Source organism: Gordonia amarae NBRC 15530, assembly GCF_000241345.1.
GTDB classification, from domain to species: domain Bacteria; phylum Actinomycetota; class Actinomycetes; order Mycobacteriales; family Mycobacteriaceae; genus Gordonia; species Gordonia amarae.
Map to the genome: position 1 here is coordinate 1 of NZ_BAED01000013.1, position 14,819 is coordinate 14,819.

Annotated in this window: 13 protein-coding genes and 1 pseudogene; 6 read left to right on the forward strand and 8 right to left on the reverse strand. The window is 68.4% G+C overall.

What is annotated here, in order from left to right; genetic code table 11:
* From purT to GOAMR_RS03540, 3 genes are all read right to left on the reverse strand, one after another.
* On the reverse strand, positions 1 to 1,557 hold a 1,557-nt coding region (purT, locus tag GOAMR_RS03530; RefSeq protein WP_005182812.1), incomplete at its 3' end, for a formate-dependent phosphoribosylglycinamide formyltransferase.
* Positions 1,558 to 1,670: 113 nt separating this feature from the next.
* Positions 1,671 to 3,284 (reverse strand): adenylate/guanylate cyclase domain-containing protein, encoded by a 1,614-nt coding sequence (locus GOAMR_RS03535; RefSeq protein ID WP_005182814.1) that lies wholly within the window; start codon positions 3,282 to 3,284, stop codon positions 1,671 to 1,673.
* Between the two features lie 33 nt (positions 3,285 to 3,317).
* A complete protein-coding gene (locus GOAMR_RS03540; protein ID WP_005182816.1) occupies positions 3,318 to 4,604 on the reverse strand; it encodes an adenylosuccinate synthase in 1,287 nt (428 codons plus the stop codon).
* Positions 4,605 to 4,711: 107 nt separating this feature from the next.
* Here GOAMR_RS03540 and GOAMR_RS03545 point away from each other — a divergent pair, with 107 nt between their 5' ends.
* Both GOAMR_RS03545 and GOAMR_RS03550 read left to right on the forward strand, forming a co-directional pair.
* On the forward strand, positions 4,712 to 5,338 hold the full coding sequence (locus tag GOAMR_RS03545; RefSeq protein ID WP_040514261.1) for a hypothetical protein: 627 nt from the start codon (positions 4,712 to 4,714) through the stop codon (positions 5,336 to 5,338).
* A gap of 165 nt (positions 5,339 to 5,503) precedes the next feature.
* Positions 5,504 to 7,183 (forward strand): substrate-binding domain-containing protein, encoded by a 1,680-nt coding sequence (locus GOAMR_RS03550; RefSeq protein WP_005182818.1) that lies wholly within the window; start codon positions 5,504 to 5,506, stop codon positions 7,181 to 7,183.
* Positions 7,184 to 7,211: 28 nt separating this feature from the next.
* On the opposite strand, the gene GOAMR_RS03555 is transcribed toward GOAMR_RS03550, so the two are convergent.
* The 3 genes from GOAMR_RS03555 to GOAMR_RS03565 all read right to left on the reverse strand — a co-directional run bounded on the left by GOAMR_RS03555 (position 7,212) and on the right by GOAMR_RS03565 (position 10,228).
* Positions 7,212 to 8,132 (reverse strand): cation diffusion facilitator family transporter, encoded by a 921-nt coding sequence (locus GOAMR_RS03555; protein ID WP_050942581.1) that lies wholly within the window; start codon positions 8,130 to 8,132, stop codon positions 7,212 to 7,214.
* A 90-nt stretch (positions 8,133 to 8,222) separates the two neighbouring features.
* Positions 8,223 to 9,287 (reverse strand): quercetin 2,3-dioxygenase, encoded by a 1,065-nt coding sequence (locus GOAMR_RS03560; protein WP_005182820.1) that lies wholly within the window; start codon positions 9,285 to 9,287, stop codon positions 8,223 to 8,225.
* A gap of 35 nt (positions 9,288 to 9,322) precedes the next feature.
* On the reverse strand, positions 9,323 to 10,228 hold the full coding sequence (locus GOAMR_RS03565) for an alpha/beta hydrolase (protein WP_211599607.1): 906 nt from the start codon (positions 10,226 to 10,228) through the stop codon (positions 9,323 to 9,325).
* Between the two features lie 277 nt (positions 10,229 to 10,505).
* On the opposite strand from GOAMR_RS03565, the gene GOAMR_RS03570 reads away from it, so the two are divergent.
* From GOAMR_RS03570 to GOAMR_RS03580, 3 genes are all read left to right on the forward strand, one after another.
* Positions 10,506 to 11,168 carry a hypothetical protein gene (locus tag GOAMR_RS03570; protein ID WP_005182822.1) on the forward strand — a complete coding sequence of 221 codons (663 nt, stop codon included), beginning with the start codon at positions 10,506 to 10,508 and terminating at the stop codon, positions 11,166 to 11,168.
* 129 nt (positions 11,169 to 11,297) lie between these two features.
* Entirely contained in the window at positions 11,298 to 11,897 is a 600-nt protein-coding gene (locus GOAMR_RS03575) for a DUF3558 domain-containing protein (RefSeq protein ID WP_005182823.1), read from the forward strand.
* Between the two features lie 122 nt (positions 11,898 to 12,019).
* Entirely contained in the window at positions 12,020 to 12,532 is a 513-nt protein-coding gene (locus tag GOAMR_RS03580; RefSeq protein WP_005182824.1) for a DUF3558 domain-containing protein, read from the forward strand.
* A 22-nt stretch (positions 12,533 to 12,554) separates the two neighbouring features.
* Here the strand turns inward: GOAMR_RS03580 and GOAMR_RS03585 are convergent, their stop codons facing one another.
* Together GOAMR_RS03585 and GOAMR_RS03590 are read right to left on the reverse strand one after the other, a co-directional pair.
* Positions 12,555 to 13,700 (reverse strand): FUSC family protein, encoded by a 1,146-nt coding sequence (locus GOAMR_RS03585; RefSeq protein ID WP_005182825.1) that lies wholly within the window; start codon positions 13,698 to 13,700, stop codon positions 12,555 to 12,557.
* A gap of 36 nt (positions 13,701 to 13,736) precedes the next feature.
* Positions 13,737 to 14,198 (reverse strand): DUF3151 domain-containing protein, encoded by a 462-nt coding sequence (locus GOAMR_RS03590; RefSeq protein ID WP_005182832.1) that lies wholly within the window; start codon positions 14,196 to 14,198, stop codon positions 13,737 to 13,739.
* Positions 14,199 to 14,377: 179 nt separating this feature from the next.
* Here GOAMR_RS03590 and GOAMR_RS03595 point away from each other — a divergent pair.
* A pseudogene (locus GOAMR_RS03595) lies at positions 14,378 to 14,819 on the forward strand (hypothetical protein); the annotation flags it as partial.

Here is a 14,819-nt window from a genome sequence, read left to right on the forward strand (position 1 = left end):
GGCGGGCCCCGTCGGCCGCCCGGCAGGCGGTGGCGGCGGCGTACCGCGGCGCGGCACGGGTTCGGGCGAGGGCGCGAACGGGGCGGGTTCGGTGAGCCGCTCGACGGGATGTCCGGCGACCGGCGTGACCATGGCCGCCGCCGACTTGGCCCGGCGACGCGCGGTCTGCACGTCGTCGGCGGTCGCGGTGACCACACCCATCCGCCGGCGCGCATGGCTCTCGGGCTTACCGAACAGCCGCACGTCGGTCTCCGGGACCGAGAGTGCGCGGGCCACGTTCTCGAAACCGATCGCGGTGTCATCGAGGCCGCCGTAGATCACGGCCGACGCGCCCGGCGAGGCGAGCGTGACGTCGACAGGCAGACCGAGGATCGCCCGCGCGTGCATCTCGAACTCCGACAGGCGCTGCGTGGCCATGGTCACCAGGCCGGTGTCGTGCGGTCGCGGACTGACCTCGGAGAAGTAGACGTCGTCACCCTTGACGAACAGCTCGACACCGAAAACACCACGGCCACCGAGGTTTCCGTCACCGAACGCGGTGGCCACGCGGGCCGCGATGGAGGTGGCGGCACCGAGCGCGAACTCCGGCATCTCGTGCGGCTGCCAGCTCTCGACGTAGTCGCCGTCGACCTGGCGATGCCCGATGGGAGCACAGAAGTGGGTGGTCAGCGAGCCCGTCGCCGGATCGAGGGCGCGGATGGTGAGCAGGGTGATCTCATAGTCGAAGTCGATAAAACCCTCGACGATGACCCGCTGCCCCGAGACGCGGGCGCCGGTGTTGGCGATCTCCCACGCCTTCTCGACGTCGTCGGGTCCGCGCAGCACGCTCTGGCCCTTGCCCGACGACGACATGACCGGCTTGACCACGCACGGGAAGCCGACCTGCTCGGCGGCCACCTTCAGTTCGTCGAGCGTGTCGGCGAACAGGTACGGCGACGTGGGCAGGCCGAGTTCCTCGTCGGCCAGGCGCCGGATGCCCTCACGGTCCATCGTGGCGACGACGGCCTTGGCCGACGGGATGACCTCGGCGACGCCGTCTGCCTCCGCCTCGGCGAGCGCGCCGGTGGCGATGGCCTCGATCTCGGGCACCACATAGTGCGGCCGGTATTTGTCGATGACCGCCCGCAGCGCGACCGGGTCGGTCATGTCGATGACCTCGGCATGATGGGCCACCTGCTGGCCGGGCGCGTTGGCATAACGGTCGACGGCGATGACCTCGACGCCGAGCCGCTGGAACGCGATGATGACCTCTTTGCCCAGTTCACCGGCGCCGAGCAGCATCACGCGTGTGGCCGACGGCGACAGCGGTGTGCCCAGAACCGACGGCGGTCCGGCCTGCGGTCCGGGCGCCGTGGCGGCGTCGTAGGGCACGGTCTGTTCGGCCGCGCGGGCGGCGTCGGCACCCGTGGGAGCGGGCACGCCCGCATTCCGGGCCGACTGTGCGGCAGCCGGTTCCCCTGGCACGGAACCGAGCCGCACCACCTCGGTCGCGCCCTCGGCGGGCGGCCGATCATGGCTGTAGCCGTTGCGGCCACGCTCGTCGTCGTTCGGCGTCATGGTCTTGATCGTACCGTTGCCGGGCCCTACGATCGCCCCTCGATTCGCCGCTCACTCCATCGGACTACACGCGGCGGTCAGGACAAGGGCCACTACAGGGACCCGCCTGAGAGTCAGCGCACAGTCTGAGGGTCCGCATCGGCGGTGGATTCGTCCTCCGCCGGGCGGGGCGCCGGGCCGGGGATACCGCCGAAGACGACGGTCGGTTCGAGCCTGCCGCGCAGGGTCACCGCGTCGAGTTGTTCCCACTTGCGCACCTCCGCGGCGCCCGACCCGGTCGTCAGTGCGGCGTCGATGGTGCGCTGGGAGGCAAGGGGCCGGCGCGGGTCGCGTTTGGCCAGTTCGGACAGCCGCGCGCTCTCGTTGACGGGGTCGCCGATCACCGTGTACTCGAAGCGTTCGATGGCGCCCACATTGCCCGCGACCACCGGCCCGTAGCCTACGCCGATGCCCGCCGAGATCTCCGGTATCGCCTCGGGCAGCCGGTCGGCGATACCGCGCGCGGCGGCCAGCGCCGAACCCGCCGGATCGCTCAACGCGATCGGGGCGCCGAAGATCGCCAGCACCGCGTCGCCCTCGAACTTGTTGACCAGCCCGTCGTGCTCGATGATCTCGTCGACGATCACCGCGAAGAAGTCGTTGAGCAGCCCGACCACCTCGGTGGGAGTGCGGTTGGCGGCGAGCGTCGTCGAGCCGATGACATCGATGAACAGGGCGGCGACGGTGCGTTCGGAGCCACCGAGCTCGGGGTCGCCGACGAGCGCGGCCTCGGCCACCTCGCGCCCGACATGCCGGCCGAACAGGTCGCGCATCCGTTCCCGTTCGCGCAGGCCGGTGACCATGTTGTTGAACCCGGCCTGCAGGTCGCCGACCTCGGTGCCGTCGTACACCACCACATCGGCATGATCGAGCGAGCCCTTGCTGACCCGGTTGAACGCCTTCTGCATCGTGCGGATCGGTCCGACGATGCTCATGCTGCCCAGGATCGTCAGGATGGGGCCGGTGGCCAGGCCGACCAGTGCCAACACGACGACACCGACGAACAGCTCGACCTTGGTGGTCTCGTCGCGGAACACCCCGAACAACCCCACCAGCAGGATTCCCACCAGCGGGATCGCCGACCCGGTGATCCAGGCGAGCACCCAGCGAGCCCGCAGTCCCGACCGTTTGCGGCGGCCGTAGCCGTAGGTGATGAGGTCGGCGGCCACCGGGCGCAGCGCCAGTTCGATGAGGATGTACCCGATGCTCACCACCACAAGGGCGGCAAGGCCGAAGACGAAGATGATCTTGGGGATCAGCGCCGGTTCGAGCACGCCGTACATGACGGTGAACATCACCAGGCCGAGGAGCCAGAGCAGCGTCTGGAACATCGTCAGCGTCCACGGCAGCCGCTGCGTGCGCAGCGCCTCCGCCCTGGTGGGTTCCTTCTCGTGGATGGTCCACTGCAGCCGGCCCACCGCGATGATCGTGCAGCCGATGATGCCGATCAGAAACGCCACCGTGACGTAGATGGGCAACGCGATGAAGTTGACCCACCACAGCTTGTCGACGAGCACCGACGGATCGGGAATCCCGACCAGGACCAGCGCCAGCGCGATCGACACACCTATCGCATTGGCGACGATCAGGCAGAACGTCAGCAGCGTCTGGATACGGACACGCTGACGCAAGGCGGTCTCCCCCGCCGACCCGAGCAGGATCGAGCCGTAATCGTCTCCCCGCGCCATGGTCGCCTCCCCGCTCCCCGCGTTCCTACGCGCTCACAGAATGTCGCGCCGGACGATCGTCTGGTCGCGGCCCGGGCCGACGCCGATGCACGAGACGTGCGCACCCGAGAGCTCCTCCAGCCGCAGGATGTAGTTCTGCGCGTTCTGCGGCAGGTCCTCGAAGGTGCGGCATTCGGAGATGTCCTCCCACCAGCCGGGCATCGTCTCGTAGATGGGCTTGGCGTGGTGGAAACCGGTCTGCGTCATCGGCATGTCGTCGACGCGCCGGCCGTCGACCTCGTAGGCCACGCAGATCGGCACCTGGTCGAGGCTGGAGAGCACGTCGAGTTTGGTGAGGAAGTAGTCGGTGATGCCGTTGACGCGGGTGGCGTAGCGGGCGATGACGGCGTCGAACCAGCCGCAGCGCCGGGCGCGGCCGGTGGTCACGCCCACCTCGCCGCCGGTCTTGGCCAGGTACTCGCCCCACTCGTCGAACAGTTCGGTGGGGAACGGTCCCGAACCCACGCGCGTGGTGTACGCCTTGAGGATGCCGAGCACCGTGGTGATCTTGTTGGGGCCGATGCCCGAACCGACAGCCGCGCCGCCCGCGGTGGGGTTGGACGAGGTGACGTACGGGTAGGTGCCGTGGTCGACGTCGAGCAGGGTGCCCTGCGAGCCTTCGAGCAGCACTGTCTCGCCGCGTTCGAGGGCCTGATTGAGCAGCAGCCGGGTGTCGGCGATGCGGTGTGAGAAGCCCTCGGCCTGGGTGAGCACCTCGTCGACGACGCGGGCCGGTTCCAGGGCCTTGCGGTTGTAGATCTTCACCAGGATCTGGTTCTTGAGCTCGAGCGCGGCCTCCACCTTCTGGGTGAGGATCTTCTCGTCGAGGACGTCGGCCACGCGCACGCCGACGCGGGCGATCTTGTCCTGGTAGCAGGGGCCGATGCCACGGCCGGTGGTGCCGATCTTCTTGTTGCCCAGGAAGCGTTCGGTGACCTTGTCGATGGCCACGTGGTACGGCATCAGCAGGTGCGCGTCGGCGGAGATCATCAGGCCGGTGGTGTCCACGTCGCGCTCTTCGAGGCCCGACAACTCGGTGAGCAGCACGCCCGGGTCGACGACGACGCCGTTGCCGATCACGTTGTTGACGCCCGGGGTGAGGATGCCCGACGGGATCAGGTGCAGGGCGAAGGTCTCCCCGGACGGCAGCACCACCGTGTGACCGGCGTTGTTGCCGCCTTGGTAGCGCACCACCCACTGCAGCCGTCCGCCGAGCAGATCGGTTGCCTTGCCTTTGCCCTCGTCGCCCCACTGAGCGCCGATCAGGACGATCGCGGCCATGTTGTCCAAGCTCCTTTGTGTTCTGGTGAACAGGGAAACCCTACTACCCGCCGCCGGGATGCGGCGGCAGTGCTCACCGGTTGCGTCACACCGATAGTCTGAGCGGCGTGTCGATCGCCGTCATTGAGCAGACCTGCAACTTCGACGACAAGAAAGCCGTCCGGGCACTGGTCGACGGCGCCCTCGGCGATCCGGCGACCACCCGGATCGTCATCCGCGGCGGATCGGACAATCCCGACGCGTTCGCGGCGGCGGTGCTGGCCCGGCTGATGATCGCCGAACGCCTCGACGTCGAAGTCGCCTACATCGCACCCGCGGCAACCCCCGCGACCAGGAGATACGGCCTCCCGCACGGCGAGGCCGCCGAGCGGCCGGCCCGGACCGGGAACGCCCGCGCGGTGCCGCTGATCCGCGACGACGCCGCGACCGTCCTGCTCGGCCGTGCCCGGCAGCTCGGCGAGGGCGGCGCGAAGCTGCACGGCGAGACCTACGTCGACAACACCCGGCTGTTCCTCGGCGAGACACGCGGCATCGTCATCGAACCGCTGCCCGAGGCGCCGGGCGTTCGTGCCCGGCTCGATCACCCGTTGCGGCGCCGCTGGGCGACGGGCCGGGCCGCGCAGACGGGCGGCTCGAATCTGGTGGTGGAGCGGGAGGGCGTGCTCACCGACCGGGTGGTCAAGCGGTCGACGTTCTACCGCCACCACATCGATCTGCTGCTCGTACTGCCGTGACCGCCCGTACACGAAGGTCTGGTGAAGTGGCCGCTTTTCCCAGCAATCAACAGTTGGAACTTTAACTTTTCCCATTTCTCTCAGTCAGCGCGTTACTAATGGTAAATCTTGGCCTGGTCACAGGACGGGCAGGACACCACGGGCGCGATACACAGGGAGTTGGTTGTGGGACGGCATATCGAAGGCAGCCGGTCGTCGAGTGGATCGCGTCGTTCGTCGCTCAGTTCCGGGATCGACGAGGAACCGTTCGGGTTCGAACCGGACAGTCGCAGGCGACGACACCGCTGGGGACTCACGCTCACCGCGCTCGCACTCATCGCGATCATCGCCGCCGCGCTGCTCTCCTGGCGCGAGTACGCCGACGGCTGCGGCGGTGACCGCACCTCGGTGTCCGTGGTGGTCGATCCGGCGATGGCCGACGTCATCGGGACCATCGCCGACCAGGCCTCCGAGAAGAACTGCTACGACTACGCAATCGCGAAGGTCGCGAGCAAGGACGTCCCGGCCCGGCTCAGCGCCGGCGGCGAAGATGCCGACCTCTGGGTGGCCGACACCCGTACCAGAGCCGAACGGGTCACCGAACAGGTACGCAAGAAGCCCGACTACATCACCACCTCGCTGGCGTCGTCGCCGGTGGTGGTCGTCGGCTCGGCCCTGCGCGGTTTCCGCAGTTGGGTCGACGTCATGAACACCCAGAACCTCCAGGTGAGCAGCCCCGTCGATGATTCCACCGGCGACGCGCCGATCGTCGGCGGCGTGACCGCCGTCGCCGACCACAAGATCACCAACAACGATTTCATCCAGGCGATGACCGTGATGGCGGTACAGCGGCACAGCGTGACCCCGGAACAGGACACCGACGACGCCCGGCTGACCCGGGCCGACGCCTCCGGCGCGCCGGCGGTGACCAGCGAACAGCAATACCTGGAGTTCCTCAAGACGCACAAGGGTTCCAGGCTCGTCGCGAAGATCCCGGCCGACGGCACTCTGATGCTCGACTATCCGCTGGTCAACACCGCCCCGGAGGACCGGCATGACCTCACACAATCGGCCGGACAGGCCCTGGCCGAGGCCGCGCGTTCGGAGTCCGGTCGCCGCGCACTCAACTCCTCCGGCTACCGCTACCCCGACGGCAGCGGCATCGGCGACAAGGTCAAGCTGCTCGACACCCGCAACACGAAGACGATCGACAAGGCACTGCGCAGCTGGCAGAAGCTCAGCACCCCGCTGCGCCTGCTAAACCTGCTCGACGTCTCCGGATCGATGCGGGACCAGGCCGGACCGGCCACCAGGGCCGACCTGGCCGCGGGCACGGCGATCAACGGCACCAAGCTCCTCGGCGGCGCCGCACAGGTCGGCGTGTGGATCTTCGGTATCAACAAGGGCGGACCCGGGCAGGACTGGAAGGAGATCGTGCCCGTCAGGCGTCTCGATGCGACAACCGGCGGCGTCGTCCAGCGCGATGCCATCGCGACGAAGACCCGTCAGGCGATGAAGAACCAGCTCGGCGGCGGCACCGGACTGTACGACTCGATGCTCGCGGCGTACAAGATGATGGTCGACTCCTACGACCCGACCGCCAACAACCAACTGTGTCTGGTGACCGACGGTCACAACGAGGATGCCAACAGCATCAGCCTCGATGAGCTGATCGACCAGCTCAAGCACCTGCAGAATCCGACCAGGCCGGTGCGGATCATCGCGATCGGGATCTCCGCCGACGCCGACGCCGACGCTCTCGACCAGATCGCCGAGGTGACCGGCGGAAAGAGCTACTCCGCCAACACACCCGACGACATCAGGCGGATCGCGACGAGCGAGGCGGACGTGCAGGCGAACAGCTGATCGCGCACCGCCGCACGCCCGGCGGTCGTCACCAGGTCAGTTCGTCGTGGCAGCGGCTGCTCTGGTCGGCCGGATCCACCTGGATGGTGGCGTGGCCGAGTCCGTGCCGGGTGAGCACTTCGCGGGCGGCCTCGAGCACGATTCCGTGGGATTCGACGCTGGCCAGGTGCACCGTGGCCACGTCCATCCCCGTGGTCAGCGTCCAGACGTGCAGGTCGTGCACGTCGTCGACGCCGGGGATCGCGGCCAGTTCGTGCCGCACGGCGTCGACGTCGATATGTTTGGGCGCCTGCTGGCTGAGGATGCGCGCGGTATCGAGGAGCAGGCTCAGCGCGCGCGGCACCACCCACAGCGCGATCAGGACGGCCACCACGATGTCGGCGTAACCCCAGCCGGTGGTGATCATGATGACGCCGGCCACCAGCACACCGACGCTGCCGACGGCGTCGGCGAGGACCTCCATGTAGGCGCCGCGCACGGCGATGGATTCCTTGGAGTCGGCGCGCAGCAGGAACATCACCGCGATGTTCACGGCCAGGCCGATCGCGGCGACGATGATGAGCGTCGCGCCGGGTACCTCGGGGTCGGTGCCGAGCCGCTCGATGGCCTCGTAGAGGACGTACCCTGCCACGCCGAACAGCAGTAGCGCGTTGATCGCGGCCGTGAACACCTCCGCCCGGTGCCAGCCGAAGCTGCGGGTGTCGGTGGCCTTGCCGTGCCGGGCCAGCAGCAACGCCACCAGACCCATACACAGCGCGACGACATCGGTGAGCATGTGCCCGGCGTCGGCGATCAGGGCGAGCGAGTTGACGATGATGCCGGTGATCAGCTCGACGAAGAAGTAGCCGCCGATCAGGGCGACGCCCAGGGCCATCGGCCAGATGCGCCGACCAGGGGCCGAAGCGCCCGACGGTCCGTGCGAGTGGGAGTGCCCGTGTGAGTGACCCATAACCCGGAATATATGCGCACTTCCGCATGTGTCGCAAGGGTCTGGGGAAACATATTTAGGGCAACCTTGGTTACTGGTGCCGGGCGGGCATCACACGCCCGGCGCGAACACCCGCTCCGGCGGCGGCCCCACCACATGCAGGTCGAGATCCGGCGCGCCCTGGATGCCGGCGAAGATGATCGACGGATCGATCAGGCCCTCGGTGTACACCTTGTCCTCGGTGGGCTGCGAGGTGACGTCGAAGAACGGCTCGAACACGCCCGAGGCGAGAATGCCCAGCATGCGGGTGCCGTGCCCGGCGATCGCGAAACTGTGGATCGTTCCGGCCGGGGCGTGCAGGAAGTCACCCTCGGTGAGCAGCACCTCCTCCCCGTTCACCCACAACCACACCCGACCGGCCAGACAGAAGAAGTTCTCGGTGTGGTGGGCGTGGAAGTGCCGGATGATGTACGGCGACGGGGCGGAGAACGTGTCGACGGCGAAGTAGCGTCCGCCCGTGTTGGCCGGGCGTACGACGTGGGTGTTGATGGCGTCGGGCCAGGCGCGATGCTCACCCTCCAGGTTACGCAGGAAGTACGGCTCGACCCCCGCTGGCCGCACATCGTCCCACTGGTCACCCGCCACCACGTCCGGCAGGTCGGCAACGGTCGCGGTGTCGGGCAGGATCAGCTGCTCAGCCGCCGGCGCCTGCGCCGAGTAGTAGTGCTTGCCGGTGGCCGCACCGCGCGCGAGCAACGCGTCGAGCGCGCCGCCGGGGGCCGAGTACATCAGCATGCGGCTACCCTCGGCGAGCATCCGGTATCCGAACAGCGTCGCGGGTGGCACGGTGACCGAATCGCCGCGGGTGAGCACCCGGCTCTGCACACCGGCATCGGTGTCGATCCACACCTGGATCTGCCCGCTGAGCACGAAGAAGGAGCGGTGCGCCCCGGGCAGCGCGTGGAACGGCGAGTGCGATCCGCGGCGTCCGGTGACGAACGCGGCGTCGAAGTCGCCGCCGGTGTCGGCGGAGCGGGCGATGACCGTCCAGAGCTGGCCGGAGACCTCGAAGCTCTCGCCGTCGCCGCTCTGCAGGTAGTACGGCACCGGCTCACCGGGCAGCACACCCCGGAGCAGGGTCTTACCGTGGATCTCCTCGGGAGAGATATGGGACATGTGAACTCCTTTGTCCAGAAAAATCGGGCGTTGAATCAAGCGAGACCCAGATGGGTACGGAAGAACTCGTCGATGGTGGTGAAGCCGAAGAGTGCCGCGTCGGTGTCGACGCCGTCCCGGAGGTGCCGCGCCGGCGCGGTGCCCGCGGCCTCGAGCCGCCCGTCGTCCATGACGGCGGACAGCCCGGCCTCCATCCGGCCACCGGGATTGAGGAAGCCGTGTTTGTAGCCGTCGAGCAGGTACAGCTCGGCGTCGGCCCCGGCCGCGTGCAGCGCCTCGTACAGCCGCACGCTGTTGCCCATGCGCACCGCCACGTCGGCGGTTCCGTGCGCGAGCTGGAACGGGGGCAGCGAGCGGGCTGCGTCGATGTAGGTCAGCGGGCCGGCACTGGCCGCGAGCTCGGGCAGGTCGGCCGGCAGGCCGCCCAGGACCCGCGACTCGGGAAAGCCGATCGGGTCGGCCTCGGGCCGGCCGGCGCTCGCGTCGCGCACGCACATCGCCAGGTCGACCGGCGGATACGCCGCCATCACCGCCTGCACCCCCACCGGCGTGTCCGAGGGATCCTCTCCCTCCCAGCGGGTGAGATGGCCGGTCACCCCGGCCAGCGCCGCCAGATGCCCGCCGGCCGACGACCCCCACAGACCGATCCGGCCGGGATCGACGCCGAGTTCACCCGCCTGCTCACGCAGGTACCGGATCGCGGCGCGCAGGTCGATGATCTGCGCCGGGAACAGCGCCTGCCCCGACAACCGGTACTCGATACTCGCGATCGCCGCACCGATCGCGTCGGCGCGCGCCTGCAGATCGGGGGCGAGGGTGCGGTCGCCGGTGAACCAGCCACCGCCGTGCAGCCAGACGATGACCGGCACCGCGCCGGACGCCGATGCGGGCCGGTACAGGTCGAGCAGCAGCTCGCCCGTCGGCCGGGAGCTGAAACGCACGTCACATCTGTAGGACATGGTGACATTGTTGACCACCCTGCCCGGCGCGTGGAGCAATCGGGTGAAGATACCGGCGCCAAGGCGATCTGCTGGAAAAATCCGGACACATGTCCATTTCCCGGCCCTGCCCTGCGACACCCCCGGTCGGCCGTACGACCGACGGAGCCGGTCGATGATGGAATTACCGCGGCCGGGACTCCTACACTGTTCGACAACGACTTGGGTGAAAGCTGGTCAGCGGCAACCGAAGTCGATAACCAGAAGGTGAGGCTCGCTAATGAGATACCGCTTGCGCACGGCCGCCGCGATCGCCGTGTTCCTCTGTGTCATTCCACTGGCCGCCGGCTGCGACGGCAGCGAAACCAACTCGGCCACAACCATTTCGACAACCACCGAGAACGGACTCTCCAAAGGCACCCTCGATCCGGACAACCCCGCGCCTCCGGTCACCCGGTCGCCGGGAGCGGACACCGACGAGACATCCAGCGTCACTGAAACATCCAGCGGAAGCGGAGCATCCACGAGCACCAATACCTCCGGCACAGGCGAGTCGACCACCATCGCAACGCTCCCCAACCCCTGCAAGCTCCTCCCCAACGCGAAGATCTCCGAACTGACCGGTATGACCGTCGAGACCGGCGGCACCAGTGGCGACGGCTACTGCGTCTGGGAACTGCGCCGGGGACCGGCCACCGGGGCCACGATGAACGTCAGCGTGGGCAAGGCGGACTCCGACGGCCTCGCGAGCAATCGCACCATCCCCGGGGCCACCGACATCGACGGCGTCGGCGACGAAGCCGTCCAACTGGGCACCACCCTCTGGGTACGCAATGGCGGAGTGGCCATCGACGTCCTGTTCACCGGCGGTGACTACGACGAGGCGAAGGCCCTCGACATCCGGAAGCGGACGGCCCAGGCGGTCATCGACGTATTGAAGTGACCTCCCACCCCTCAGCCGGCGTGTGTACCCGCGACGCGCGGCATTCGTGCAACCGATAGCCGACAACCCCGGGCCGACCTACACTCTTTCTCACCCGATGCGGGGGCGACGAACGCAAAGGGTCCACAAATGAAACGTGCCATCATCACGGCCACCGCGGCTGTGCTCCTCGTCGTCCCCCTGACCACCGGCTGCAAGGAGTCCATCAAGACCGGGGCGTCCCCGTCGAACTCGAATATCCTGCCGCCGAAGGCCGAACTCGGCGACGACGGGCCCCCGCAGGGTGAGAGTTCCGGCGAGCCGGACTCCTCGACGGAACAGAGTTCCGGGGCACCCGACACGTCGACGGAGGACAGCTCCGATGATTCCTCCGGCGCCGGAACCGACGTCGACAAAGCGGAGATCGCGTTGTGCCAGAAGCTGAGCGACGAGCAGGTCGCGGAACTCGTCGGCAAGCAGGTCCAATCACGCAACGGCGACTGCATCTGGAACTTCGCCGGCGGAGGTGACTTCCGGGTCAGCCTGAGTCGACCCACAAAGCTCAGCCTGGATACCGAAGCCTCACTCGGCGGTGCGGAGGAGATCGACGGAGCCGGCGATCGGGCGGTCAATGTCGACAAGCACCTGTACGTGATCGCCAAGGGCTGGAAAATGGACATCTACGGCCGCGTCCTCGACACCGACCAGCGCAAGAAGCTCGCCGAGTTCCTCGTCGAGAACCTGGAGTGATCGGGAACCTCGGGTGGCCCCGGCGCGCGAGCACCATTCACGGAACCGATGGCCACCCGGGGACGATGCACTTACACTCTTTCTCACCCGATGCGGGGGCGACGAACGCAAAGGGTCCACAAATGAAACGTGCCATCATCACGGCCACCGCGGCTGTGCTCCTCGTCGTCCCGTTCGCCACCGGCTGCGAAGAATCCACCGACACGGGGGCGGCCCCCTCGGCGGCGGCGCAACAGGACAACGGCGACTCCGGAGATTCCGCGTCGAATGGCGGACCGCGCACCGCGCCCGATCCGTGTTCGCTGATGACGGACGAGAAAGCAGCCGAACTGGCCGGCACAACCGTCGAGGACCATACAGGTCCCGAGGACGCCGCCAACCTGCGCGAGTGCAGGTGGAACTTCTCCGACGGGAAAACCCTCAGCCTCACCCTGGGTATCACCGGCGGCAACCTCGACCCCGAAGCGGCCCTCGACGGCGCGAAGGAGTTCGACGGCATCGGCGACCGGGCCGTCTCGACCGGGGGGAATGAGCTGTACGTGCAGGTCGGAGCGCTGACGATGGTGCTGAACGACGGCTACGGCGTCGACAATCACCAGAAGATCGCCAAGTACCTCGTCACCCAGGTGAAGTGAGCTGAGACCGGCGTGGCCGGGGTCAGTCGCGGAGGGTGGCCCGGGCCGACGACCGCCGCAGCCCGGCCACCATCAGCAGGTCGACGATCAGCGACCGTAGTTGCGCCAGGATCGCGGTCTCCGACATCGGGCTGTCGGTGACCAGATCGGTTCTGGCCTTGCGGGCGATGGTACGCAGGACGCGCGCCGCGTCGGCCTCGTCGGGTTCGCCGCCCGGCGGGGCCAGCATCATCTCGCGGAGGATCTCGTAGGCGCCGCTGAGGTCGCCGATGATCTCGATGATCTCCGGCCGCAGCTGTTCCCCGGCCTGCGTCATCGCCAGGGCCCGCCGGGCGACGACCCGGAAGTTGCGCACCGAGTTGTCGATGGGATCGGCGGTGGCGGCGATCCGCTGCAGCCGTTGCCGCGACGACCAGTACAGCGGCGAGATGGTGCTGATCTCGCGGCCGCCGGCCATGTCGGCGCGCATGGTGTTGATGGCGCCCTGCGTGCCGCGGGCCCGGGCCAGGACGTCGGACACGGTGTCGACGTCCTGTGCCCGCAGGCCCGCGGCCAGGTCGGTGGCCGCGTCGCGGATCGTCCCGAGCACCCCGGCGGCGTCGCGCGTGCTGCGCAACGCCGGATTCACCGGCATCAGCGCCACGACGAGGATGCCGACGACCCCGCCGATCAGCGCGTCGACGGCCCGTTCGATCCCCGCCGAATCACCCGGCGGCAACAGCGTGGCCACCAGCGCGGCCGACGACGCCGCCTGCATCGGCAACAACGGACCTTCGTCGAGGAACACCGCGATCGACATGGCGATCGCGATGACGACCATGATCTGCCAGGTCCCCGAGCCGATCCAGGAGATCACCAGATCGCCGGCAAGGATGCCGACGGTGACGCCGCTGACCAGTTCCACCGACCGGCGCCAGCGTTTGGCCAGTGACAATCCGAGCGAGACGACCGCGGCGATCGGGGCGAAGAACGGCCGGTCGTGATCGAGCAGGACCACGGCGATCCACCACGCCAGCCCGGCCGCCACCGCACACTGGGTGATGGGGACCGCCGACAGCCACAGCCTGCGCACCCGCAGCGACAGCGGCTTGGGGAGCGCGTCTATGCGCCGCCGGATGCGGCGCCGGACCCGCGTCCGCACAGACAGTGCGGGTTGTTTACCGCTCACGGCCCGGTCCACTCACCGAACGGACGTGGCCGGCCGCTACAGACCGAGTTCGGTGACCGCGTTGGGATCGCTGTCGTTGAGCAGGTCCAGGCACCGCAGGTACTCATCCTCTTCACCGATCGCGGCGGCGCCCCGGGCGAGGGCGCCGACACACCGCAGGAAACCCTGGTTCTGCTCGTGCGACCACGGCACCGGGCCGAAACCCTTCCAGCCGTGCCTGCGCAGCTGGTCGAGGCCGCGGTGATAGCCGGTGCGGGCGTAGGCGTACGCCTCGATGACCTTGCCGATGTCGGCGTCCGCGTCGGGTCCGGGGGTACCGGTGGCCCGGCCCGCCTGCTCGAGCGCCTTCTCGGCGAGATAGGCCCACGCGATCGACGCGGTCGGATGCGAGGCTGCCACCGATGCCGGGTCGGCACCGTTGAGAAGGTCGGACTCGGCGTCGTCGTCGCCCGTCAGCAAAGTCGGCTGCGGACCCAGCAGGTCTCCGAAAGAGGTCATTCCCCCATTCAAGCAGGTATCCGGTGGTGTCGTCCTGATCACTGCGGCGCGGCCGCACCAACTATCGCGGCACTGTTCGCTAGTCTGAGGGGCGATCATCCGGCGGTGTGCGGCAGTCCGTGCGCGCATCGCCCGACTTTTTCGAGCGGACCCGAGCCCTACGGGGGTGAAATCCAGATATGCCCGGCCCCAACGGCGACAAACGCAGAGAATTCGCCGACAAGAGCAGAGAGATCGGCGACAAGGGCAAAGACCTCATGGGTAAGGCGGTCTCGGCCTGGCGAAAGCGCCGCAACCAGGGTACGACCGAAGCCGCATGGGCTCCGCGCAGACCACAGGCCGGACGTCTGCAGACCCGCGTCGAACCGCCCGCGGCCGGCAAACCCACCACCAAGCCGTTCGCCGCGACCACCGCCGAACTGCCGGCGCAGGACCCGGCGGGTCCACCGACGGACACGACAGACTCGGGCACCCCGAACACAGGTACAACGAACACGGGTTCAACGGACACGGAATCGGGCACACCGGCGGAAACGGGCACAGGGCAGGCCCAGGCGAGCGAGGCCGGGTCACCGGTGACAGACTCCTTATCGGCACGGACCGAACCCGAAGGTCCGGACA

What these genes read in the sequence shown, in the direction of transcription:
- GOAMR_RS03535 (WP_005182814.1), bottom strand. Translation starts at nt 3,284, where the DNA reads ATGGCGCGGGGAGACGATTACGGCTCGATCCTGCTCGGGTCGGCGGGG.
- GOAMR_RS03575 (WP_005182823.1), top strand. Translation starts at nt 11,298, where the DNA reads ATGAAACGTGCCATCATCACGGCCACCGCGGCTGTGCTCCTCGTCGTC.
- GOAMR_RS03540 (WP_005182816.1), bottom strand. Translation starts at nt 4,604, where the DNA reads ATGGCCGCGATCGTCCTGATCGGCGCTCAGTGGGGCGACGAGGGCAAA.
- GOAMR_RS03590 (WP_005182832.1), bottom strand. Translation starts at nt 14,198, where the DNA reads ATGACCTCTTTCGGAGACCTGCTGGGTCCGCAGCCGACTTTGCTGACG.
- GOAMR_RS03560 (WP_005182820.1), bottom strand. Translation starts at nt 9,287, where the DNA reads ATGTCCCATATCTCTCCCGAGGAGATCCACGGTAAGACCCTGCTCCGG.
- GOAMR_RS03555 (WP_050942581.1), bottom strand. Translation starts at nt 8,132, where the DNA reads ATGGGTCACTCACACGGGCACTCCCACTCGCACGGACCGTCGGGCGCT.
- GOAMR_RS03570 (WP_005182822.1), top strand. Translation starts at nt 10,506, where the DNA reads ATGAGATACCGCTTGCGCACGGCCGCCGCGATCGCCGTGTTCCTCTGT.
- GOAMR_RS03580 (WP_005182824.1), top strand. Translation starts at nt 12,020, where the DNA reads ATGAAACGTGCCATCATCACGGCCACCGCGGCTGTGCTCCTCGTCGTC.